Genomic DNA, 21,107 nt, shown 5'->3' with positions numbered 1-21,107 from the left:
TTAGGCTGTTGCCCTAATGTACGATTTTTTTCTTTTGCTGGCGTAGTACAATGAATAATTAAGAGAAGTCTTATTATTCAAAAGCAGTATAAACAGAATTTTAGATGGTACCAAAGGAGAGCATTGTATGACTGAAAACGAGCAGCACGGCCACATTCTAATATCAGATGATGTTCTATCCCAAATTACTGGTTTGGCGGTATTGAAAATTTCCGGAATATCAGCAATCTACGGAGGGATTTCAAAAGAAGCAATCAAACGTCCGAATAGAAAAAATTTCAAAAAAGGAATTTCAGTGACAGTAAGCCCGGATGAAACGATTATTGATCTCAAAGTAGTCGTCGATTACGGATGCTTCATTCATGAGGTGGCCCGAGAGTTACAGCAAAATGTTATGGAGGATATAACTACTATGACAGGATTATCAGCAGTCGTGGTGAACGTCAAGGTGGAGGGAGTTGCTCGCATACCGAATCCCTGAAGTGAAAGAGCCAACGGTCGTTCAAAAATACATCGAGAAGTTGGTAAATGATGAGATGGTTCAACGCGCTGTGGCAGACAGGGTTTGAAGGAAGCGAAAGTGAAGATACTTAAATTATCGGATGAATGATGAAACAAGGCAGACCAGAGAAGCTGACTGCCTTGTTTTAATTGTTTTATCGTCCTATTATTGGCACTGGATTCATCCATTATACGCGCGGGATAGCCTTAAGGCGGAAGGTAGAGCTGACAAAATCTCCTGTCAGATCCGAGACAACAAGCCCAATTTTCATTAAGCGGTCACCTCCAAAGATTTCGCCGCCGAACGCTTCGCGGAAGGGGGAACCACCGTCTTCCGCCAAGGTATTACCCGTATCTGCTGCACCGGTTTCGATCTTGTACTTTTTCTCTGGATCAAGTCCTTTTAAGGTTAATCGTAGGATTGGCCCATTGGGCTCAGCCAGTACGCGGAAATAAGCAACAAACGCTTCCGACTGGTCCTCGCTAACGAACATCCAAGCTGTATCGCCTCGGCCTTCAAACGGGCTAAGAAGCCGATACATATTCCCCTGCTGTACAAGGGAACGAATTTCCTTATACTGTGCGATTTGTTTGGCAGCGAGCTCTTTTTCTTCCTTAGTAAATGCAGTAAGGTCAAGCTCGTAGCCAAAGTTGCCACTCATTGCCACGTCACCGCGTATGGCGAGGGAGGTCATTCGTCCCACTTGATGATTGGGTACGCTCGATACGTGTGCACCCATGGTGCTGGCTGGATACACGATGCTTGTTCCGTACTGGATAGCCAATCTTTCAATTGCATCGGTATCGTCGCTGGTCCATGTTTGCGGCATATAGTAGAGCATTCCGGGATCAAACCGTCCGCCTCCTCCGGAACAGCTTTCGAACAAGATGTCCGGGAACCGGGAGGTCAGACGTTCCAGCAGATCGTAAAGTCCAAGCATATAACGGTGTGCGGTTTCCTTTTGCCGTTCGCTAGAAGCTGCAGCCGATGCAATCTCCGTCATATTACGATTCATGTCCCACTTGACATAAGTAATCGGAGCGATCGAAAAAACGGAGCTAAGTGTATCGTACAAATAGTCGCATACTTCCTTGCGGGAGAGATCGAGCACTAACTGGGATCGACCCTCCGTCCGCCGCCGCCCCTTAGCATGCAGGCACCAGTCAGGATGCTTGCGGTACAATTCACTATCAGGAGATACCATTTCCGGCTCTACCCACAAGCCAAACTGTAATCCTTGTTCATGAACCCTCTTGGCTAGGTCGGAAAGACCTCCAGGCAGCTTGCGGCTGTTTTCAAACCAGTCTCCAAGCGAATTATCATCGTTGTCGCGTTTGCCAAACCAACCATCATCCAGAACAAAGAGCTCAATACCGAGGGGGCCCGCTTCCTTAGCAATCGCTTCGATTTTATCGGCGTTGAAGTTGAAATAGGTAGCTTCCCAATTGTTTACGAGAATAGGGCGCTCTTTGTCACGATAAGCCCCCCTGGACAGTCGAGTGCGGTAGAGACGATGATAAGTGCGCGACATACCTCCAAGACCTTCTTCCGAAAAGACCAGAACGGCTTCGGGGGTCTGGAATGATTGACCCGGTTCAAGTCGCCAGGAGAAGTCAAAGGGATTGATTCCGATACTTACACGGGTTTGGTTGAACTGCTCTACTTCTGCCTGTGCGACGAAGTTGCTGCTGTAGACCAGACTGAAGCCGTACACATCTCCGCGATCTTCAGTTGCATCCGGACGAAGCAGTGCCAGAAAGGGATTCATCTGATGGCTGCTGGAGCCACGCCGGCTTTCCAACCGAATGGCCCCAGGTCCGAGGTCGCGGCGCTGGATATGTCTTTCTCGCACCCACGCTCCGGACAGGTAGAGAGCCTGGTAGTTGGAATCGGCGAAATCGACAGAGGCGCTCATTGCATGCTCAATATTCATGACAGCGCTTCCCTTATGCTCCAAAAGAGTAGACCGGGCAATAGCGCTGTGATTCGCAAATACGGTATAGAGCAGTGTCGTCTTAAGACCCGAGTATTTGTCCTCAAGGATTAGAAAGAGGGTTGCCGCTTCATCATCCGATTCCGCATAGACGGCAGGAAGCCCTTCGAGCTGTGGCTTACCCGCTACAATACGGTACCCACTATATTGTAGCTCCGTAATCCGGGTTCCGTCCGCGAGTGTAGCCTGGTAAGCAGGCTGACGAAAGTCGCTTGTTCCATACTGAGGATATTCCTGGGGAAGCGTATCCAGGGAAATCGTACGATTGGAAGGAACAGGATTGGGAGAAAAGGAGCACCGCTCCCTAAGCTCCAGTATACTTGCCAGACTTTTGTCATGAAGAAGTCGGGCTCCCCAATAAACATGTGCGGGATATCCTTCTACAAGCTGGATAATATAACTGCAATCCTTGGACTGCAGATGGAACAGGCCAAGCGTCTCGTCTACATGAATGTTCATGGTATTCACTCCTTGAGGGTTCCTGATATCAATTTGTTTTCACGTAAGGATTTTATCAAAAGAATTGAGAATTTCACTTGCTGATTTTAGCCGTTTCTGCATGAACTCTCTCGTATGACAAGCTTAGTCCCGATCACGCTGTGTGCAGGTGGTTCACGTCCCTCAAACCGTTCAGAGAGCAGTTGAACGGCAGCCTTTCCCATCTCTTCGGGGTAGGCACGTACGGTGGTGAGCGGAGGCTGTACGAAGGCCGCCATCTCAATGTCGTCGAAGCCGACGACAGCCATATCCTCGGGCACCCGGATTCCATGTCCATGCAGGGCACGAAGGGCTCCGATGGCCAGCGGATCGCTTGCAATGAAGCAAGCCGTCGGTCTTTCCTGTTCGGTAAGGAGATTGTTCATCATCAGATATCCATCCGCGGTACTCCATGCGCCTACACGGACGAATTGAGGATTGTACAATCCCTGTTCCCGCATGAACCGTTCAAAATAATGCGCACGTCGCTCTCCATCGCTTTTGCCGCCGATAAACCCGATGTGTTGGTGGCCAAGCTCGATTAGATGTCCGAGTGCCTGATCAACAGCTTGACGGAAGTGGAGGCGTACAGAATCGTACTCCAGCTGTTCATGGTATTGGTCCACAAGAACAATGGAGTTCTTGTCGGGATGCAATTTGATTACCTCTTCAGGATCGACCCCGCCCACAACTATCAGACCGTCCGTCTTCTGCAAGGTGGAGATGGAAGAGCGGCCCCGCAGGGTCTGTCCCAACGTCAGGCCAAGCTCTTCACAGCGCAGCTCGATTCCACGACGGATCGAGGCGTAATACGGATCGTCCCGTTCCTCTTCAATGGAACACCACAACAGGAGGGAGACCGTCTTTCCAGCACGTTCCTTGTTCTGCTTTAATTGTCTCAGCCGGGAAGGCTTATACCCAAGCTGTTTGGCAATCGAAAAAATTCTGTTTCTGGTGTCCGGGCTCACAGCCAGAGACTGATCGTTATTTAAAACCCTTGAAACTGTTGCGGCAGACACTCCCGCTTCGTGGGCAATGTCTTTTATGGTTGCCAAAGAGCTCACACCTTTTTAGTTAATAATTTTACTAAAAATCAACTTCATCCTAACACATCCCCTTTATGCTTTCAAGAGGGCTGTTGAATTTACTTTTAATCTACTACTTTCGTCTTTTACATCTAGAGTAGGGCTGAGAGATTTCCTAACACCAGATCCGAACTTCCCGGTTTTCCTTGTTTTTGCCTGTCTGGGTGCTAGCTTTTTGTGTGAAAGATAGAGAATGTAAAGCAGCGTTTCTTTTAGAATTCGCTACTGATTTTGGTGGCTTATTTTTGCATACTCGGATCATTGTATATCCGAAATGGATCAGGTTGAAAGCCCTTAGGAATCCGCTTGTACAACCGACGAATTCATGTGGCCTGTCAGTCGTTGTGGAGGGAAAACCGTTCGCACTGGTGCAATGATAATAGCAGCGAATAAGACTTTGACCAGATCCCCGATAATGTAAGGATAGAAACCCTGAATCATGGCTTCGGAGAACGACATTTTATAGGCAAAGGCAAGCCAGGGCACACCTGAAACATAGATCAGCATTGAACCGAACATCTCAAATACGATAAATGCCAGAAAGTAACCGAAGAAGCCTTTCAGTTTGATTCGAGCGAGTAGCCATCCAATCAGGAGAGCGGATATGGGCCACATCATGACGTATCCTCCTGTAGGACCCAGAAGAACGGCCAGCCCTCCGGTTCCATGCAGAAGAGGGAAGCCAAGTGCAGTCAAAATAACGACCAGAGCAATGCTTAGAAAACCGTACAATGGGCCCAGCAATCCTCCAGCCAGCATCACGGCAAGAGTCTGCAATGTAATCGGGACAGGTGAGAAACCGATCGGAATGCTTATGTAACCGAAAAGGACAAGTATGGCTGCCATGAGCGCGCTAAATACAATACCTCGCAAAGATAATTTCATGTTTGAACATTCCTTTCGATTTTGGTAGTCTTATTGTTAACCAAATAAATATGATTCGGTTAACGATTTGGATCGTACCACAAATGAATCAAAAGGGAAAGGACCCATTTGCGATGCAAGACGTTGTACCATTAATCACGCTGGAGAATGCTCGTGTTCATTATGAGTCAGAGTCTGGACGTGTTCGTAAGGCGGTTGATGGTGTTTCCCTGAAACTGCATGCAGGAGAATGGATCAGTGTTGTAGGATCCAATGGAAGCGGCAAAAGTACGCTGGCCGGGCTGTTGATTGGGTTCACTCCGTTATCCGGTGGAGCAAGGCAGGCTTCTTCAGAACTTGTCGTTCGTGGAGTCCTGCAGCAGCCTGATGTGCAGGTGCTCGGTGACACCATTGAAGAGGAATTTCATTTCGCCTTATCTCCATTGCTTGGATCCGTAGACGAACAATTACGGCGTAGAGAACACGCATTACATACCGTAGGGCTTGACTTCTCGCCGGGAGCGGCAATCTCACAGCTGTCTGGAGGGCAAAAACAATTGCTCAACATTGCGGTAGCGCTGGCAGCCAAACCGGACGTACTCATTCTGGACGAACCAACAGCCATGCTGGATCCCGGTGCGAGAGAACGAATGGAAGCCATTATGCATGCCGTTGTCCGCGAGGGGACGGCGGTAATCTGGATTACACATCATCTGGAAGAAGCCACCTTGTGTGATCGAATCATTGCTATGGAACGAGGACGTTGTGTGTATGACGGAGTGCCTTCGTCCTTCTTTTATGGACGTGAGAAGGAGGTGATCCCTGCCAAAGAAGATGAGCAGCGATCACCTTGTGAGCGACTTGGGCTTGCTCCACCTTTCACTGTGCAAACGGCGCTTCTGCTGAAGCAGCAAGGCATGCTCCGTCATGCCGCCCCACTGCGACCTGAGCAGCTGGTTAAGGAGGTAGCCTGTTGCATATCGAATTGAATCATTTAAGTATAGCAGCGCCAGAACCCCATAAACGTGCACTGCTTCAGGATGTGTCCGTTACAATGAACAGTGGGGAAATCACTCTGCTGCTGGGTTGCACAGGGTCGGGAAAAACTACGCTGCTGCAAACGATAGCTGGCCTAACACCACCAAATGCAGGGAGTATTCTGCTGGATGATGAGCCCTTCTGGCAAAACGGAAAAGTGCCGCAGTCTATTCTTTTGCGGATAGGGCTGGTATTTCAATTCCCGGAGCAACAGCTGTTTGCCCGAAGCGTTCAGCGTGAATTCGCGTATTCTCTCCGTCCATATCGAATGACCGAGGAGCAAAAGAAACGCCAAATTGCCAGTACCCTCGAACAGTGGGACCCTCCAGCAGGCAAAGAGTCGAAGCGGCAGTTCAATCTGGACAGATCGCCATTTGCACTGAGCGGAGGAGAACGGAGAAGACTTGGTCTTGCATTGGGAACCGCTGTTGAGCCGCATTGGTTGCTTCTGGATGAACCCAGCGCCGGATTGGAAGCGCAAAGTGTAGTGCTTCTGCTCAAAGCGCTGGATCAGCATCGACATGCAGGCGGGGGAGCCGTTGTGGCTACGCACGACATGGATACGTTTTTGCCGCATGCGGATCGGGTTCTTTTGCTTCGGGAAGGGTGTCTGATCGCTGATCTGACACCCAAAGAACTCCATTCACGGCCAGACCTGCTGGAGCAGGCTGGGCTTGGGCTGCCACCTTCCATGCGGCTGGCACAGCAATTCGCCGCTGCAGGTATTGAGCTGCCTTTTACCGCATTGACGCCAGAGGAGATGGCTGAACATATCGTTTTTTCCAGGTTACATGGATGGGATGTGGTGCAGGAGTTCAAGTCGAATGACGAGCTGCGTGCAGCAGAAAAGATGGAACAGGAAAAGGTGCACACCAATGAATCGGCAACTTCTGCACTGGCTCAAGGTAGTAAAGCCCCAGAAATTACTAATCCGGCATCAGCGGACAGTCAGGCAGTTTCAAGCACTGGATTGTACGGTGCCATGGACCCGCGTCTCAAATGGATTTTGTATATTTTGCTTGCGACTGCGTCGATGCTTCAACATCGCTGGTTGGGACTGTCACTCACATTGGTGCCGGTAGCGCTGGCACTAGCTGCTCTGCCTCGACAAGCTCTGGCTGGCTGCGTGAAGTTAATGAAGCCGCTATTGTTGTTTTTTCTCGTATCCACGGCTTTGTCAGGAACAACTCTTTCAACAGAAAAGGGCGGTCTCCAATTCGGTTTCTCCCTGATGCAGGCGGAGGCTACTTTGCTGAATGTGTACCGTTTGTTTATTGTCACCTTGGCCAGTCTCTGGTTTTCGCTGACTACGCCTTATGGACGCATGGTGGAAGGACTGAACTGGGTGCTTGGTGCTGGCAAAAAATTGAGGCTTCCCGTTACCTCGTTTGCACTTGCTGTATCATTAATCTTTCGGTTCATCCCGATGATCTGGAGTGAATGGCAGCGATTCTCGCTGATTGTCCGGGCACGCGGCAAAGCTGCGCTACGACCAAATACGGTGCGGGTGCGGGATCTTGGACCGATGGTGATTCCCTTGCTGATGTCGCTGTTCCAGCGTGCGGAGGACATGACGATCGCGATGGAAATGCGGAAAGTTAGAGAGCATTCCCTGCTAGGAGCACGTTCCACCTTGCTGATATGGTCCAAGCGGGATACGATGATCTGTATCATAGGCCTTATTGTTTTTGCATTATTTATATCAATTCGGAATCTCTGAAGAAGAAAATTATTGCGACAGAACCAAACCTGAATCAGAGCCTGAAACGCAGTGCTTTTTAAACATCATGCATAAATGAATACGTTTTCGCTCAAAATAGGCTTGCTTTGATATCTCAAAGCGGATAGGGAGGGGCAAAACGATGAAGGATAAATTTTTGCAGGAAGAAAGGCAAGAATATACGGATGTATCTACGGTGGAGTCACAGCAAAATGATCTGGCTCTCGAAGAGTTCCCTGAAGGTTCTTACGGTTCATCTCTGATGTCTGAATCTCTTGGAAAAAGCTCGCCGTGGCGAGTGGATCAGAGAACTGCGCATCGTTTTGATTATGAAAATCATGAATTGCATGAGGGGGAAGTTCGGGATTATCCCGGCCAGGACGTTTATGACGAATCTGTTCCCAATAACGTGACCAAACCTCAATATCCAGAATGATTAGTCATGATATGATGTTATAAATAGATGATAGCCTCAGGCAGGATAATCTTGCCCGGGGCTATTTTTAGTTATACTGTTCGAAAACAAACTTTTGCAAATTCCACAATATGGGTTATCATAAGCGTAACCAAAGACGAGTTATCGAAAAGGAGAGACTTGCATGAATCCCATTTTAAATCAAATTGGTACTGTGTTTATCCCTGTCAGTGACATTGAAAAAGCGCGCGATTGGTACTGCGAGATATTGGGGTTGCCTGCGGATGGAGAGATTTTATTTGGACATTTGTACATTGTTCCGATGAATGGAACACGTATTGTGCTGGACAGCAAAATCTATGCCGAGAATCATACGTTTAAAACGCCAGCATTTCATTTTGATACTCATAATATTGAAGAAGCCTATGCATTTATGCAATCTAAACATGTAAATATAACGACAACCATAAAGCATGACCAATGGTTTAACTTTCAGGACCCAGACGGGAATCTGTTGATGGTATGCAAGTGTTAAATGAATAAATGGTAAGCTCTTGATGAAGAGTACGATGATACTTTCTATTTCTAACAGTTGCAGTACGCGGCTTGTGCAGAGTGAAAATACAAAAAAAAACGTGGTATATAATAATTGAAGTGAAATTCAGTCTTCTTGGATAGTGTGAACCAGACAGAAGCCTAATAACAATATCAATGCAATCGCTTACATTTTATAAACTTCCGTTCTGTAAAAGGAGGGTATGTCATATCATCACATATTAGAACCTCAGGAAGTGAAGCGTTGGAAACCAATGCCACGAATTATGGCCTCCTTAAAGGCTCTGTATAGCGCAGATCAATACCCATACGTATGGGGGGAACAACCGAACGGCGCTTCGCAATGCGGCCACCTCGGACAACAAACATCTATGGACTTCCGAGTATGGGGACGGGAACGCCAGTGGATTGACGATGTCACGGACGATCCTAAAGGACATACGCAATATGGGCGCAAGTGCCTGGGTTTACTGGCAGGCAGTTGACAGTGCTGAGGGATGGGGATTTTTCAAGAACGTACTTAATGACACACAGACGACCAGCTACACTGTGAATCAGACATATTATGTGGTGGGCAATTACAGTAAGTTCATTCGTCCGGGGTACAAAATCATCGGTATGAGTAACGCCAATACGCTTGCTGCTTACGATGCATCTTCAGGCAGGTTCGGTCACGACCTACGTCATATCCGGCATCGGATACGATTCCAAATCCATCAAGTAGGTAAGCCAATACAAAACTTCAAGTTCAAAAAGAAAAGAAAAACTCCTTCCTCAATAATTAAGTTATTACGAACTAATAAATGGTCCCTTTCATTTCCTTATTATTATATGATCCAGCACTTATATTATATTTATAAGCGAAATGGATGTAAGTATAATGGGATTATATTTATACAGATTAATTCAAATGGGGGAATGCATTCATATGAGTTATAATTTGTTTCAGTCTGAGATAAGAGAAAGTTTGAAGTGGATGAATGAGCCCGAGCACTGGGAATACACCAAAGAAGATGGATTGATCATTGATGCACCGGCTAAGGTTGATTTTTTTAAGGATCCTGGGGGAAAACATGTAGCCCATTCGGCTCCTTTTCTACATCTTCAGGTTGATTCATCATTTCAGCTTACGACGCAGCTTCAGGTAGACATGCGTCATCTTTATGATTCAGGGTGCTTAATGTTGATGGCAGACGAGAACAATTGGGCTAAACTATGTTATGAATTTAACGGTGATTATGCTACGATTGTGTCTGTTGTAACAAAGAATGGCTCCTCCGATGATTGTAATTCTGAGCGCGTTGTGGTTGATAACCCACATTTAAGAATCACGAAAATTGGGGGCATTATTTCTTTTTACCATTCGCCCGATGGTAAGGATTGGAAGTTAGTCCGCTATTTTGGAATGGAAATTTCTGATCCGTTTATAGCAGGTGCACTGGCCCAATCACCGATGGGATCAGGTTGTCGGGTCAATTTTAAATATTTAAACTTAACGACTCCCAATGAGGATAGCAGGTTTTAGGCATCAAAGAAGTCGCCATTTTGGCGGCTTTTTTTGTTCTAACGATATAAATTTCTTCTCCGAGTCTCAGGAAATATTTTAATTTACTAGAAGTTATCGAGCATAAAGGTTTAAAGTACCAAAGAACATAATGATGATCCCGTTCGGAGATCAAAAAAAGATTTGACATGTAATGCGTTACACAGATTACAGTGTAATAGTAGAACATAACGACAACCATCTCATAAAACATCATTCGTTTAAATAAAGGAGACAGCATACTAATGGATAGAAATACTCAAAAAATTGTATTTATCGACATTGATGGTACACTCGTCGGTGATGACGGTATGGTGCCTGAATCGGCACAAAAAGCCTGCAAATTAGCACGCCAGAATGGTCATCTGGTTTATTTGTGTACAGGTCGTTCGAAAGCTGAAATCTACGACGCTATTTGGAATATCGGATTTGATGGTCTCATTGGAGCAGGAGGGGGATATGTAGAATCCGGAGATGAGATTCTTTATCATAAAAAAGTCACGTCTGAGGATGTTCGGCAAATGGTGGATTTCTTTAATACACATGGAATTGATTTTTATCTGGAGTCCAATTCGGCGCTCTATGCTAGCCAGAAATTAAGACCTCATCTGGAGAGACGGATCTATGGAGATGTTGAGAACGACCCTGTGGCCAGAGAAAAAATGGAGCGTTCCCCCCACCCATTTATCGCGGGTTTGACATATGGAGAGGCTGATTTGTATAAAGAGGATGTCAATAAGGTTTGCTTTCTGGAAAGTGATGTACCCTTTGAACGCATCAAGGAAGAATTCCAGGGGAAATTTGAGGTCATCCAGTGCACCGTTCCGATCTTTGGTAAGGACAGTGGGGAAATGATGATTCCGGGTATTCACAAGGCAATCGCCATTGCTGATTTGCTGAATCATTTGGGCTTGCCCCAGGAACAGACGATTGCCATTGGAGATGGAATGAACGATACCGAGATGCTCGAATATTGCGCCCTAGGCATTGCTATGGGGAATGCAAAGCCAGGTTTGATGGAAATTGCCGATGATATTACTGACAACGTTGAGGAAGATGGATTGTATAAAAGCTTTGTAAAATACGGTTTGATATTTGAATAATAACCGTGGTTGCCTCTTTGCAAGCGAAGATTATGCAAATTTGGGACATGGACAGTCGCCTATACTCCGTAATAGCTAGTCATTTATGATACAATCAATATATGGAAGAAAATAGTATTTTATGGTATGTTTCGACCAGACCCTTCTTAAAAGGAGGAGTTAGCACGTGATCAAAAACATAATGAAATGGGAGAAAGGCGAGTGGATTATCCAGACTTTTCCAGTGTGATAAGCGGTCTGGAGGTTACTTTTACCCGCTGGGCTTTCACCGAAGCAGATCAGGATTTGAGGTTTTTTTACACTGCCTCAATACAGTATGGCCATAACCATCCGCATATTACGATTCCCCTTAATGATCCTCGCCAGCACTTTTAATCCAGTGGTATGAAAAAAGCCTGATTAAAAGGCTGGAAGTGCTCATCGATTTGGAAAAAGAAGCTACTTTTAAAGAGATGTATCTGGAATACTTGAATCAACTTCAGTCCAAATAAGTGGAATCCGATAAATTACAAAGTATGCGGAGGACTCAGGCCAACCTGTACCCGGCGGCGTAGCTCAACATCTTGCAGCCCATCCAGCGTGAAAAGCGTGCGCTCGATACGTCCTAATTCCCGAAGCGCCATAGCTAGCCCGTTCTGACGTGGATAACTGCCCAACTTTCTAAGCATCAGAGAGGCGGTAGGGCTTGCGTCACACGCATTAACCCAAAAACATTTACGTCAAACTGGTTGTGAATTTGTTTTTCGGTAGCTGCTTCAAAAATCCCTACTGCTCCATAGCCAGCATTGTTTATAAGTACGTCTATTTGCCCGAAGCGTTCTACGGCTTCACTTATAGCACGGTGGATGGTTTCTGGCTGCTGGACGTCCATACGAGTCACAAGAACATTATTATACTTAAGAAGTTCTGTTTCTTTTTCCGGGGATCGCATGGTTGCAGCGACGTTCCATCCTTGTTCAGCGAAATACATGGCCGTCGCTTTCCCTAGCCCTGTAGATGCACCTGTAATAAATATTGTTTTCATTTATAAATCCCCCTAATCATAAGTTGTTTTTCATTCTAATGTCTAGAGTTTACTCTATGTCAATAGTGTAAAATAAAGGGTTCGGTTTTTTCATGTAATGAATTGCTTAGCGTATGATTTTTTCCGTTTCGTGAGGTGACCCCAAAAAGGTCTATATGTCTGAAAAAATGAAAAATACAGCAGATAACAATGTATAAATGATCTTATATTTTGACGAAATACGTTCTTGTGTTATTGAGAACAGATTGCAATGCTTACATCTTCGGCGGGAATTCAACATACGTACCGTTAAGATTCATAACCGAAGCTTTAAGGGCTACGATAACATGGAAGCCTGATGAATATATGGCCGTTGTAGATACGGTTGAGTAAAACCGAAATTCTATATGAAGAACGGGTGTAATATCGGTTGTCAGCTTTTGCGTGGTTTCGTTCTCTTTTATTCAACTCTGCTGAATAACCAAATTATTCTTATACTGCTTGGGAGTCAGGCCCGTGATTTTTTTGAATACCTTGGTGAAATAGCTTTGATCGTGAAAGTTGAGCAGGGAATAGATTTGGCTAATTGATAGGTCGGAGTAAACAATGAGATTCTTGGCCTCTTCGATTTTTTGGCGCTGTATATAGGCTTTTAGGGTCTCCCCCGTCTCTTCCTTAAACTTGTTGGACAGATAGGAGGGGCTGATCCGTAGCTGCTTGGCCAAGGATTCCAGCATCAAGTGTTCATGCAGGTGGTTGAATATATAGTCCTGGCATAGCAGGATCGTCTTTGAGAAGCTGGAGCGGTTGGCTTTGGTGACCCGTTCGGCAAAATCGGGCAAAATCTCTTCCAGCATCTTAGTGATGGAATCGATCTTCTTTAGCTCTTCGATATGCTGGATATAGGCATCGCTCAGGTTATAGGAAATTTCCGGGTAGAGTCCGCCCTCGATGGCCGCTCGGGTCGCCAGGGTGACTGCCGTAATCAGGAGATTTTTCTTGTTCCGCAAGGAGTCTTTTTTGGACAAGGTTCCGTAGTTGCCTTCCTCGGAATGCAGCTTCATGTAATACAGCATTTTTTCAATATTCCCGGTTTTAAGATGCTCCCAGATCTTCCTCTCGGCCAGAAAGGAGCTGTGGTAATCGCTGTTCTCCCGCTGCTTGATAATTTTGAGTTCAATCAATTCAGAGATTAGGGAAGGATTCAGGTTCTCGTTATCCGGTTTGACCTTATTTAAGGATGGGGGAGCATGGCAATAATGTCCTCACGGTTATTGATATAAACCAGATGGACCGGCTTGCTCAAATTCAGGGAGAATAAGTGGTCAATCAATGTCTGGGGTAGTGTCTCCCAGATCATCAGAGAAGAATAGTTATTGCTGAAGGTCTGGGAGCTTTCCTAGCCTTTTTTTATATAGAAGATCGGAATATGGGTCGCGTTATAGACGAGCTTGCAGAGGGTTTCTAGGTCACATCGAGATGGGTTCATGGTGTTCCTCTCCATAAAAAAATTATAAAAATACAACTTTTCCTTACATAATACCATAAATCATGAACAAATATATTTAAACTGTAAACAAATAAAACGCTTTCCAAGTTGGAGCAAGGTTCTAATCAAGCTCTAATGTTAAGAAGATTTGAAAACGCTTTTAGGGGGGAGTAAAATAGCAGTGCTAGAAGCAGAACTGAAGAAGGGTAAGCAGGCTGTAAGCTCAAATCAGAAATTGTCTTTGTTGGGAGAAAGTAAGTTACGGTTTAGGGGATGCGGGTTCCAACTTGATTTACACAGTTATTACGACCTATTTGACCTTTTACTTTACGGACATGTATGGACTCGGGGCGGCTGCGGTCGGTACGCTGATGCTAATCGCCAGATTCGTCGACATGATCGACAGCCCGATCTTCGGGGTACTGATTGACAGGACCAATACAAAATGGGGGAAATCAAGACCCTAGATTCTCTGGTCCAGCTTTCCTTTTGCAATCGTTTCCATACTGCTCTTTATGGGGCCAGAATTAAGCGCTTCCGGCGAACGTGCTGTATGCGGCTGTCAATAATCCACTCAGATAAAGATGACAGGATAGGAGAATGCTTATGTATCTTGCACTCGATATAGGAGGCACCTTTATAAAATATGCGCTGATGGATTCAGCTGGAACGATCATGACTAAAGGCAAGCAATCAACACCTAGAGTACATTTGGCAGGATTTATGGATAAATTGTGTTCCATTATAGATGGGCATGATTTGTCTGCGGTTAAGGGAATTGCCTTTAGCTGCCCGGGAACGGTTGATGCGGCTCTCGGCGTTATCTACCATGGCGGTTCTCTGCCTTTTCTGCACGAGGTCAATTTAAAACAGGAAATTGAACAAAGATACGGAATAGACGCTTTCGTCGAAAATGACGGAAAGAGCGCGGCTCTGGCCGAACTCTGGCTTGGAAGCGTGAAAAACGCCAAAGATTCCGTGGTGTTAATTCTCGGAAGCGGGATTGGCGGCGGGATTATCATTGACGGTAAGCTTCACCGCAGGGTCAATCTCTCCGCCGGAGAAGTCAGCTATGTTATGCATCAATTCAATCCCGTAACTAAGACGGGACAGTTCTTTGGACTGGATTGCTCTGCGGTCAACATGATCCGCCGTATTGCCGAAATCAAGAAAGTCAATTCCGCTGACGGAGAAGTGATATTTGAATATATTTTGCAAGGGGACGCAGAGGCCAATGCGATTTTTGATGAATACTGCCTGTTCTGGCGATTCAAATATTAAATTTGCAGTACATTCTGGACCCCGAGGTTATCGCGATCGGGGGCGGAATCAGCGCGCAGCCCGCCGACGTAAAAGAGGCCAATCCTCTGCATATCGCAAATCCCAAGGTGGTAGCCTGCCCATTCCGCAACGACGCCAACCTGTATGGGGCGCTGTATCATTATTTTGTCAGTAAGGAAAAGCTCGTCAATTCTTAAAGTCAGACAAGCTGAAGACCCTATGATGTCGGTCGAAGAAGGGTATAATCGTGTAGTAACCATCTGTAGTTGATTTCGATCCGCGAGCAACCACTTGATATGTGGTAGGCTTAAAACAGGAGTGAAAGGAAAATGAAAATGGACAATCGGATATATAATGTAGTCATTATCGGTTATGGAGGTATGGGAAGCTACCATGTTCAATTAATCGAGCCTATTCAGCAGCTTGCCATTGGCGGTGTATATGATATTGTCGATTACCGGATGGAACTGGCTGCCGCTGCCGGCTATAAAGCCTACGAAAGTCTGGATGCCGTTCTGGCTGATCAGGCCGTGGATATTGTTTTGATAGCAACGCCTAATGATGTTCATAAAGAAATAGCGATCCAAGCACTGCAAGCCGGAAAACATGTCATTTGTGAAAAGCCGGTTACGATAACGAGCGCGGATTTCTTGGATATTGTCGAGGTGGCGAAGAAAGAAAACCGCGTGTTTACGGTACATCAGAACCGCCGATGGGATGAAGACTTCCGAATGATCAAAGATATGATCGGCAAGAAGACCGTGGGCGAGCTTTTCCAACTGGAATCGCGGGTTCAGGGGGCTAACGGCATTCCAGGTGACTGGCGGCAACTGAAGGCGTATGGTGGAGGAATGTTACTGGATTGGGGAGTGCATCTGTTGGACCAACTGCTTCAGATTACGGACAGCCAAATAGAAAGCGTAGCTGCTAAGTTAAGCTATATTTTGGGAACTGAAGTGGATGACGGCTTTACCAGCTTTATTGAGTTCAAGGACGGCCTGACAGCGGTCATTGAAGTGGGTACGACCAATTACGTTAAGCTACCGCGTTGGTATATTAAAGGAACCGAGGGTACCGCAGTGATCAGGGATTGGGACTTGAGTGGAGAGATCGTCACCCGAAACCCGGATGTTGCTCATGTGGAACCAAAACCGATTCAAGCAGGTCAAGGATTGACGAAAACGATGGCGCCGCCGTCAGAGGAATCTACCCTGAAGTTCCCGATTGAGAAAATACCTGTGGCAGCAGAAAGTTTTTATGAAAATTTTGTCTCCGCTATCGAAGGAAAAGCAGAGCTTGCGATCAAAAGCGAAGAAGTGCATCGTGTGCTGGTACTGATTGAGACGATTTTTGAGGCGGCAGCAACCAAAAGCGTGATTCGAAGAACGATTTAAATCAGCTCTATTTTCGATTTGCCATAAGTAAGAAATATAGGATACTATATTTTGATGACATGTAAAAATATGAATTATAAAGTTTCTCATGGAATGTTAAAACTAGACTATTCACCAAAATGAGGAGAGCGAAAAAACCTCTTTTTGGTGAATAATTCCACTTAAACATCCCCCAAAGTAAGGGACCGATTACGGTATTAAATGCCTAAACGTAGGAAATGTTCCACAATGTGCTTTCCAACGCTTCGGCAAATTCAAGCACCGTCTTCCGAGAGGCGTATCCCTTCAAGTAACGCTCCATGGTCACTCCAAGGCGACTGCCTGCCGCAGATGTTTCTGATTCCGGATGACCTCCAGATGATAGGAAAGAATAACGGCAGCCTGGTGAAAAATACCCTCCATATCATGTGCTTCCAGCAGATTTTCGGTTTGAACCAGCAAGTAACCGTATGATTTTCCGTTTTTCAGCAGGTGGGCCCGATACAACAGGTTGTTTGCAGCCTTATAAAACCGATGGTCCTGATGCCAGGGCCAATCGCTCAACAGCTCCGTTTCGGAACAGCTTATCACGTTATACAAGGTCTGTCCCTCAGAGGTGACGATGGCAACTGGACGCCCCAAAATGCTTGTGATGGTTTGAAAATAATGGGTGTACTCATCTGCCTGCATCGCAAAATCAACCAGCTTCTTCAGCTTTTGCAGCAAATTTACAAATTCCTCGGGGGAATCCCTGATCGCATAAGCTGTAGTCAGCAGCAACTCCCCTTCTTTTATCCAATTGATCACATCCGGCGCATCCATCAAATTAATGGAACTGATCGTTCGGAAAGTCCCCTTTTTACCTTTACAATGTAATATAAATTAACATGATATACTGTTAATCCTATTTTAAAACCAAAAAAAAGCCTGAATTGTTAGATTAAAAACCAAAATTGTGTTAGCAATATTTACATTCATATTGTTTGGCTTTATGATAGGACACAACACCTTATACAATATCAAGCAATGCTATGGCTTCGTTGCTGATTCCACCTGGCTGGTGGAGGAGCTGAACGGGCAGCGGCCCGTAAAGAGGGAAATGCACCGGAAGAGCAGGCTCCTCTGGAAGGGTGAGCGGAAGGGAGGGGATGACTTGATGGAAGATCAATGGAACGCTGTTGTCAACCAGTTGATAGTTGAACCGACAGGACAGGGAATGCTGAGCGGACTCAGCTTTATGGTCAAGGATGTGTTTGCTGTCCGTAATTATACGAACGGCGCGGGCAATCCGTGTTGGCTGGAGAAACACAGCCCGGCGGCGGCGCACGCGGAAGCGGTCAGCCTGCTGTTGCAGGAGGGGGCGCGTCTAACGGGCGCGACTCATACGGATGAGCTGATGTTCAGCCTGAACGGTGAAAATGTCCATTACGGAACACCGGTGAATCCGAAGGCCCCGGATCGTATCCCTGGTGGTTCATCCAGCGGATCGGCGGTTGCCGTCGCCGCAGGGCTTGCCGATTTTTCCCTTGGAACGGATACGGGAGGATCGGTACGTGTGCCGTCTTCGTACTGCGGAATTTATGGAATGCGTCCGACGCATGGCATTGTCTCCGAGAAAGGCGTTATTCCGCTCGCCGCTAGTTTCGACACCGTTGGCTGGATGGCGCGTGATCTGGAGACGCTGCGCCGGGTAGGTGAAGTGCTTCTGCCACAGACAGCCTCGGGTTCCGGCTTTAGCCGTGTACTGATCGGTGAGGATGCCTGGAAGCTGGCTGACACGGAGAGCCAAGAGGCGCTTACCACTTGGCTGGAGTTGCTGTGCGGCTTGGCTGAGAGCCATGAAGCTGTTCGCATCGCCCCACAGGGTCTGCCTGAATGGATGGCCATGTTCAGGACGATCCAGGGCTACGAAATATGGCAGGAGCATGGGGTCTGGATTGAACGTGAGCAGCCAGTCTTCGGACCGGATATAGCCGGACGTTTCTCCTGGGCAGGGACCATTGAACGTGCCGATCAGGAGAAGGAAGCAGGACACCGGCTTGAGGTGCGCAAGCACATGGCTGACCTGCTCGGAACGGATGCGGTGCTTGTGATACCGACAACTACCGGAGCGGCCCCGAAGCTGGGGCTGATCGGGCCGCTCATTGAAGAACGAAGAGTGCAAACGATGCGATTGACCTGCATTGCCGGCTTGTCGGGCTTGCCGCAGCTTACGATCCCCGCTGCCGAGGTACTGGGCTGCCCGATTGGTATTTCCCTCATCGCTGGCCCGGGACAGGATCGGCGTCTGCTGGAATGGGCCGCATCCCTTGTTCCGGCAGTAACAAGGATAAAATCATCGCTCGATGTATAAGAAGCCATTAAGCCATATGAAAAGAATATCAAAACCGCAGAAGAAAGAGTGTCAGTTATGTTTCAACGATATGAAGGAACGGTATGGGAGGAGCGCTTTTTGCCCCGTCTGACAAGCAAACAGGTCAAAGAACTGCCAAAGGAGAAGGCGCTGGTTATTCTGCCGGTCGGAGCTGTGGAGCAGCATGGACCCCATCTGCCTGTATATACGGATACTTTGATTGCAGAGGCGACATTAACACAAACGCTGGAGCGCGTGCGGCCGGATAAGGAGATTTGGTTGCTGCCTCCGATCTCGTATGGCAAAAGCAATGAGCATATCGGGCTGCCGGGCACCATTTCCTTGTCTGCGAGTACGCTGCATGCCATAATGCTGGACATTGCAGAAAGTCTGAAAGCCAGCAGTTTTCGCAAGCTGCTGCTGTTTAATACACATGGCGGCAACGTGGATTTGCTGAATACCGTATCATGGGAAATCCGGATCAGAACGGGCATGATGGTTTTCTATCTCAGTCCAAGCAGTCTGAATGTGGCGGAGGACCTTCTGTCTCCCGAGGAACTGGAATATGGAATTCACGGCGGCTGGCAGTCCGTTCTGCATGCAGCTCAGGCATATGCGTAAGGCCGCATAAACTAACGGCATCAAACAGAATTGATTTGTCAGTTATAAAGGGGAGAGGAAGTGGGGGCATAATGGTTGCATCGATTACAGGAACACAGACGATGGTTGTCAGCCCTCATTATTTGGCAAGCTCAGCCGGATCGCGTATTTTGCAGCAGGGAGGCAACGCTTTTGATGCCGCCGTGGCGGTGAGCGCCTGTCTTGCCGTCGTATACCCACATATGACGGGACTGGGTGGCGATTCCTTCTGGCTGACCTATAGCAGCCAGGAGGAAAAAGTCAGGGCCTATAATGCGAGCGGCCGTTCGGGCAGCCGGGTTACAGCCGCCTGCTTTGCGGGCGAATCCGCCATCCCGCTGCGGGGACCGCGCAGCGTCATTACCGTGCCGGGCATGGTGGACGGCTGGGATGCCGTACTGCGCGAATATGGCTCGAAGACGCTGGCAGAGGTACTTGAGCCCGCGATCCACTATGCGCTGGAAGGCTTCCCACTGTCGCCGAACCAGCATGTCAATACGGCTGAGCGCTTCGAGGTGCTGGAGGATTATCCGCAGACGGCTGCCATCTATCTGCCCGGAGGGAAGGTCCCCGAGCAGGGTAGCCGCTTTGTGCAGGCTGCTTTGGGAGGCAGCCTGCAGCAGCTTGCGGATCACGGTCGGGATGTATTTTATTCAGGCAATGTTGGTCAGGAGATTGTTCGCTCACTTGCGGAGCAGGGCGGTCTGCTGACGCTGGAGGATTTTGCGAGGTACAGAGGTGAATGGGTGGAGCCGATCAAGGGGAGCTATCGTGGTCTGGATCTTTACCAGGTCCCACCGAACTCACAGGGATTTACCGGCATTATGGCGCTTCATATTCTCGAACAGTTTGATTTGGGCAGTATAGAGCACGGTTCCTTTGAGTACTATCACTTGCTTGTGGAGGCGCTGAAGCTGAGCTTCCGCGACCGCAACCGGTATTTGACAGACCCGCGATTTTCCTCCATTCCTCTGGATCGTCTGCTGTCCAAGTCCTACAGCGCGGATCTGGCAGCCTGCATCTATATGGACCGCTCCCTGCCGATGGATACACAGCCGATAGGCAATGATACGGCGTATGCGGCGGTAGTAGACGCAGATGGCAATGCCGTCTCCTTTATACAAAGCTTGTATTTTGAATTCGGCTCGGCGGTGATAGGAGGAGATACGGGCATTCTGCTGCAGAACCGTGGCTCTTTCTTTTCCCTTGATCCGTCACATGTGAACAGGCTTGAACCGGACAAGAGAACATTTCATACGCTGATGCCGGCAATGGTCTGCCGCAATGGGAAGCCGTATATTTTATATGGCACCCAGGGAGGGGAAGGCCAGCCGCAGACGCAGACCGCGCTGCTGACCCGCATGGTCGATTACGGCATGGACCCGCAGACCGCCGTGCATGAACCGCGCTGGGTGTGGGGCCGAACCTGGGGGGAAGAAACGCAAGAGCTGAGACTGGAAGGCCGGATCGCCGAAGAAGTGCAGCGTCGTTTGAAGTTGGCCGGGCACGCGGTAAAACCGGTTGAGGATTTTGCCGGAGCCATGGGGCACGCGCATGCCATTTTGATTGATGACAGCGGCTTTCGGATCGGTGGCACGGACCCCCGTTGCGATGGAGCGGCCATCGGCTGGTGATCCAGAAACGGGGCATGGCCCTAACAGTACACATTTAAAA

General features: G+C 47.6%; 20 protein-coding genes and 2 pseudogenes. 15 read left to right on the top strand and 7 right to left on the bottom strand.

All coding sequences use genetic code 11. The features are described from left to right. The first annotated feature begins 127 nt into the window (after positions 1-127). Positions 128-481, top strand: coding sequence for an Asp23/Gls24 family envelope stress response protein (locus tag ACIFQM_RS01825; protein ID WP_430040044.1), 354 nt, complete (start codon positions 128-130; stop codon positions 479-481). A 208-nt stretch (positions 482-689) separates the two neighbouring features. Here the strand turns inward: ACIFQM_RS01825 and ACIFQM_RS01820 are convergent, their stop codons facing one another. The 3 genes from ACIFQM_RS01820 to ACIFQM_RS01810 all read right to left on the bottom strand — a co-directional run bounded on the left by ACIFQM_RS01820 (position 690) and on the right by ACIFQM_RS01810 (position 4,942). Next, positions 690-2,954, bottom strand: coding sequence for an alpha-galactosidase (locus ACIFQM_RS01820; RefSeq protein WP_430040046.1), 2,265 nt, complete (start codon positions 2,952-2,954; stop codon positions 690-692). A gap of 86 nt (positions 2,955-3,040) precedes the next feature. After that, positions 3,041-4,027, bottom strand: coding sequence for a substrate-binding domain-containing protein (locus ACIFQM_RS01815; protein WP_430040048.1), 987 nt, complete (start codon positions 4,025-4,027; stop codon positions 3,041-3,043). A 324-nt stretch (positions 4,028-4,351) separates the two neighbouring features. After that, positions 4,352-4,942 carry a biotin transporter BioY gene (locus ACIFQM_RS01810; RefSeq protein WP_430040050.1) on the bottom strand — a complete coding sequence of 197 codons (591 nt, stop codon included), beginning with the start codon at positions 4,940-4,942 and terminating at the stop codon, positions 4,352-4,354. A gap of 83 nt (positions 4,943-5,025) precedes the next feature. Here ACIFQM_RS01810 and ACIFQM_RS01805 point away from each other — a divergent pair, with 83 nt between their 5' ends. From ACIFQM_RS01805 to ACIFQM_RS01775, 7 genes are all read left to right on the top strand, one after another. Then, the gene (locus ACIFQM_RS01805; RefSeq protein ID WP_430040052.1) at positions 5,026-5,910 is read left to right on the top strand and encodes an ATP-binding cassette domain-containing protein; all 885 of its coding nucleotides are present in this window, start codon (positions 5,026-5,028) and stop codon (positions 5,908-5,910) included. Then, positions 5,895-7,679: an ATP-binding cassette domain-containing protein gene (locus ACIFQM_RS01800; RefSeq protein ID WP_430040054.1), complete on the top strand. Its 1,785-nt coding sequence runs from the start codon at positions 5,895-5,897 to the stop codon at positions 7,677-7,679. Before ACIFQM_RS01805 ends, ACIFQM_RS01800 begins: the two co-directional genes overlap by 16 nt. A 142-nt stretch (positions 7,680-7,821) precedes the next feature. Next, positions 7,822-8,115 carry a hypothetical protein gene (locus tag ACIFQM_RS01795; RefSeq protein WP_430040055.1) on the top strand — a complete coding sequence of 98 codons (294 nt, stop codon included), beginning with the start codon at positions 7,822-7,824 and terminating at the stop codon, positions 8,113-8,115. 163 nt (positions 8,116-8,278) lie between these two features. Beyond that, positions 8,279-8,629, top strand: a complete 351-nt coding sequence (locus ACIFQM_RS01790) for a VOC family protein (protein WP_430040057.1) — start codon at positions 8,279-8,281, stop codon at positions 8,627-8,629. A 223-nt stretch (positions 8,630-8,852) separates the two neighbouring features. Next, the gene (locus ACIFQM_RS01785; RefSeq protein WP_430040059.1) at positions 8,853-9,134 is read left to right on the top strand and encodes a hypothetical protein; all 282 of its coding nucleotides are present in this window, start codon (positions 8,853-8,855) and stop codon (positions 9,132-9,134) included. Positions 9,135-9,577: 443 nt separating this feature from the next. Beyond that, entirely contained in the window at positions 9,578-10,174 is a 597-nt protein-coding gene (locus tag ACIFQM_RS01780; protein ID WP_430040061.1) for a DUF1349 domain-containing protein, read from the top strand. A 263-nt stretch (positions 10,175-10,437) separates the two neighbouring features. After that, complete coding sequence (locus tag ACIFQM_RS01775; RefSeq protein ID WP_430047228.1) at positions 10,438-11,295, top strand: Cof-type HAD-IIB family hydrolase; 858 nt, start codon at positions 10,438-10,440, stop codon at positions 11,293-11,295. 524 nt (positions 11,296-11,819) lie between these two features. Here ACIFQM_RS01775 and ACIFQM_RS01770 read toward each other — a convergent pair. After that, positions 11,820-11,975 (bottom strand): annotated as a pseudogene (locus tag ACIFQM_RS01770) (Tn3 family transposase); the annotation flags it as partial. Next, a complete protein-coding gene (locus ACIFQM_RS01765; protein ID WP_430040065.1) occupies positions 11,963-12,319 on the bottom strand; it encodes an SDR family NAD(P)-dependent oxidoreductase in 357 nt (118 codons plus the stop codon). The pseudogene ACIFQM_RS01770 and the gene ACIFQM_RS01765, both read right to left, overlap by 13 nt. A 228-nt stretch (positions 12,320-12,547) precedes the next feature. Between ACIFQM_RS01765 and ACIFQM_RS01760 the strand changes: the two genes are divergently transcribed. Further along, positions 12,548-12,691: a stalk domain-containing protein gene (locus ACIFQM_RS01760; protein ID WP_430040137.1), complete on the top strand. Its 144-nt coding sequence runs from the start codon at positions 12,548-12,550 to the stop codon at positions 12,689-12,691. Positions 12,692-12,762: 71 nt separating this feature from the next. On the opposite strand, the gene ACIFQM_RS01755 is transcribed toward ACIFQM_RS01760, so the two are convergent. After that, positions 12,763-13,374 (bottom strand): helix-turn-helix domain-containing protein, encoded by a 612-nt coding sequence (locus ACIFQM_RS01755; RefSeq protein WP_430047234.1) that lies wholly within the window; start codon positions 13,372-13,374, stop codon positions 12,763-12,765. Between the two features lie 700 nt (positions 13,375-14,074). On the opposite strand from ACIFQM_RS01755, the gene ACIFQM_RS01750 reads away from it, so the two are divergent. From ACIFQM_RS01750 to ACIFQM_RS01740, 3 genes and pseudogenes are all read left to right on the top strand, one after another. Beyond that, positions 14,075-14,254 (top strand): MFS transporter, encoded by a 180-nt coding sequence (locus tag ACIFQM_RS01750; RefSeq protein WP_430040068.1) that lies wholly within the window; start codon positions 14,075-14,077, stop codon positions 14,252-14,254. 139 nt (positions 14,255-14,393) lie between these two features. After that, positions 14,394-15,265: pseudogene (locus tag ACIFQM_RS01745) on the top strand (ROK family protein). A 132-nt stretch (positions 15,266-15,397) separates the two neighbouring features. Next, positions 15,398-16,462, top strand: coding sequence for a Gfo/Idh/MocA family protein (locus ACIFQM_RS01740; protein WP_430047237.1), 1,065 nt, complete (start codon positions 15,398-15,400; stop codon positions 16,460-16,462). Between the two features lie 303 nt (positions 16,463-16,765). Here ACIFQM_RS01740 and ACIFQM_RS01735 read toward each other — a convergent pair whose 3' ends face one another. Then, positions 16,766-17,320 carry a PucR family transcriptional regulator ligand-binding domain-containing protein gene (locus ACIFQM_RS01735; protein ID WP_430040141.1) on the bottom strand — a complete coding sequence of 185 codons (555 nt, stop codon included), beginning with the start codon at positions 17,318-17,320 and terminating at the stop codon, positions 16,766-16,768. A gap of 277 nt (positions 17,321-17,597) precedes the next feature. Between ACIFQM_RS01735 and ACIFQM_RS01730 the strand changes: the two genes are divergently transcribed. The 3 genes from ACIFQM_RS01730 to ggt all read left to right on the top strand — a co-directional run bounded on the left by ACIFQM_RS01730 (position 17,598) and on the right by ggt (position 21,067). After that, on the top strand, positions 17,598-18,794 hold the full coding sequence (locus ACIFQM_RS01730) for an amidase (protein WP_430040143.1): 1,197 nt from the start codon (positions 17,598-17,600) through the stop codon (positions 18,792-18,794). 57 nt (positions 18,795-18,851) lie between these two features. Then, the gene (locus tag ACIFQM_RS01725) at positions 18,852-19,415 is read left to right on the top strand and encodes a creatininase family protein (RefSeq protein ID WP_430040072.1); all 564 of its coding nucleotides are present in this window, start codon (positions 18,852-18,854) and stop codon (positions 19,413-19,415) included. A gap of 71 nt (positions 19,416-19,486) precedes the next feature. Next, positions 19,487-21,067, top strand: a complete 1,581-nt coding sequence (ggt, locus tag ACIFQM_RS01720; protein ID WP_430040074.1) for a gamma-glutamyltransferase — start codon at positions 19,487-19,489, stop codon at positions 21,065-21,067. The last annotated feature ends 40 nt before the right edge of the window (positions 21,068-21,107 follow it).

Origin of the sequence: Paenibacillus sp. NRS-1782, assembly GCF_050467685.1 — a bacterium.
GTDB lineage: Bacteria > Bacillota > Bacilli > Paenibacillales > Paenibacillaceae > Paenibacillus > Paenibacillus terrae_A.
The sequence above is the reverse complement of the archived record's forward strand: the minus strand, read 5'-3'. Positions and strand labels throughout refer to the sequence as shown.

Bases quoted from the DNA above. Each gene is read 5' to 3' on its own strand.
- ACIFQM_RS01825 (WP_430040044.1), top strand. From the start codon at position 128: ATGACTGAAAACGAGCAGCACGGCCACATTCTAATATCAGATGATGTT.
- ACIFQM_RS01820 (WP_430040046.1), bottom strand. From the start codon at position 2,954: ATGAACATTCATGTAGACGAGACGCTTGGCCTGTTCCATCTGCAGTCC.
- ACIFQM_RS01810 (WP_430040050.1), bottom strand. From the start codon at position 4,942: ATGAAATTATCTTTGCGAGGTATTGTATTTAGCGCGCTCATGGCAGCC.
- ACIFQM_RS01805 (WP_430040052.1), top strand. From the start codon at position 5,026: ATGAATCAAAAGGGAAAGGACCCATTTGCGATGCAAGACGTTGTACCA.
- ACIFQM_RS01795 (WP_430040055.1), top strand. From the start codon at position 7,822: ATGAAGGATAAATTTTTGCAGGAAGAAAGGCAAGAATATACGGATGTA.
- ACIFQM_RS01790 (WP_430040057.1), top strand. From the start codon at position 8,279: ATGAATCCCATTTTAAATCAAATTGGTACTGTGTTTATCCCTGTCAGT.
- ACIFQM_RS01785 (WP_430040059.1), top strand. From the start codon at position 8,853: ATGTCATATCATCACATATTAGAACCTCAGGAAGTGAAGCGTTGGAAA.
- ACIFQM_RS01780 (WP_430040061.1), top strand. From the start codon at position 9,578: ATGAGTTATAATTTGTTTCAGTCTGAGATAAGAGAAAGTTTGAAGTGG.
- ACIFQM_RS01775 (WP_430047228.1), top strand. From the start codon at position 10,438: ATGGATAGAAATACTCAAAAAATTGTATTTATCGACATTGATGGTACA.
- ACIFQM_RS01765 (WP_430040065.1), bottom strand. From the start codon at position 12,319: ATGAAAACAATATTTATTACAGGTGCATCTACAGGGCTAGGGAAAGCG.
- ACIFQM_RS01755 (WP_430047234.1), bottom strand. From the start codon at position 13,374: ATGCTGTATTACATGAAGCTGCATTCCGAGGAAGGCAACTACGGAACC.
- ACIFQM_RS01740 (WP_430047237.1), top strand. From the start codon at position 15,398: ATGAAAATGGACAATCGGATATATAATGTAGTCATTATCGGTTATGGA.
- ACIFQM_RS01730 (WP_430040143.1), top strand. From the start codon at position 17,598: ATGGAAGATCAATGGAACGCTGTTGTCAACCAGTTGATAGTTGAACCG.
- ACIFQM_RS01725 (WP_430040072.1), top strand. From the start codon at position 18,852: ATGTTTCAACGATATGAAGGAACGGTATGGGAGGAGCGCTTTTTGCCC.
- ggt (WP_430040074.1), top strand. From the start codon at position 19,487: ATGGTTGCATCGATTACAGGAACACAGACGATGGTTGTCAGCCCTCAT.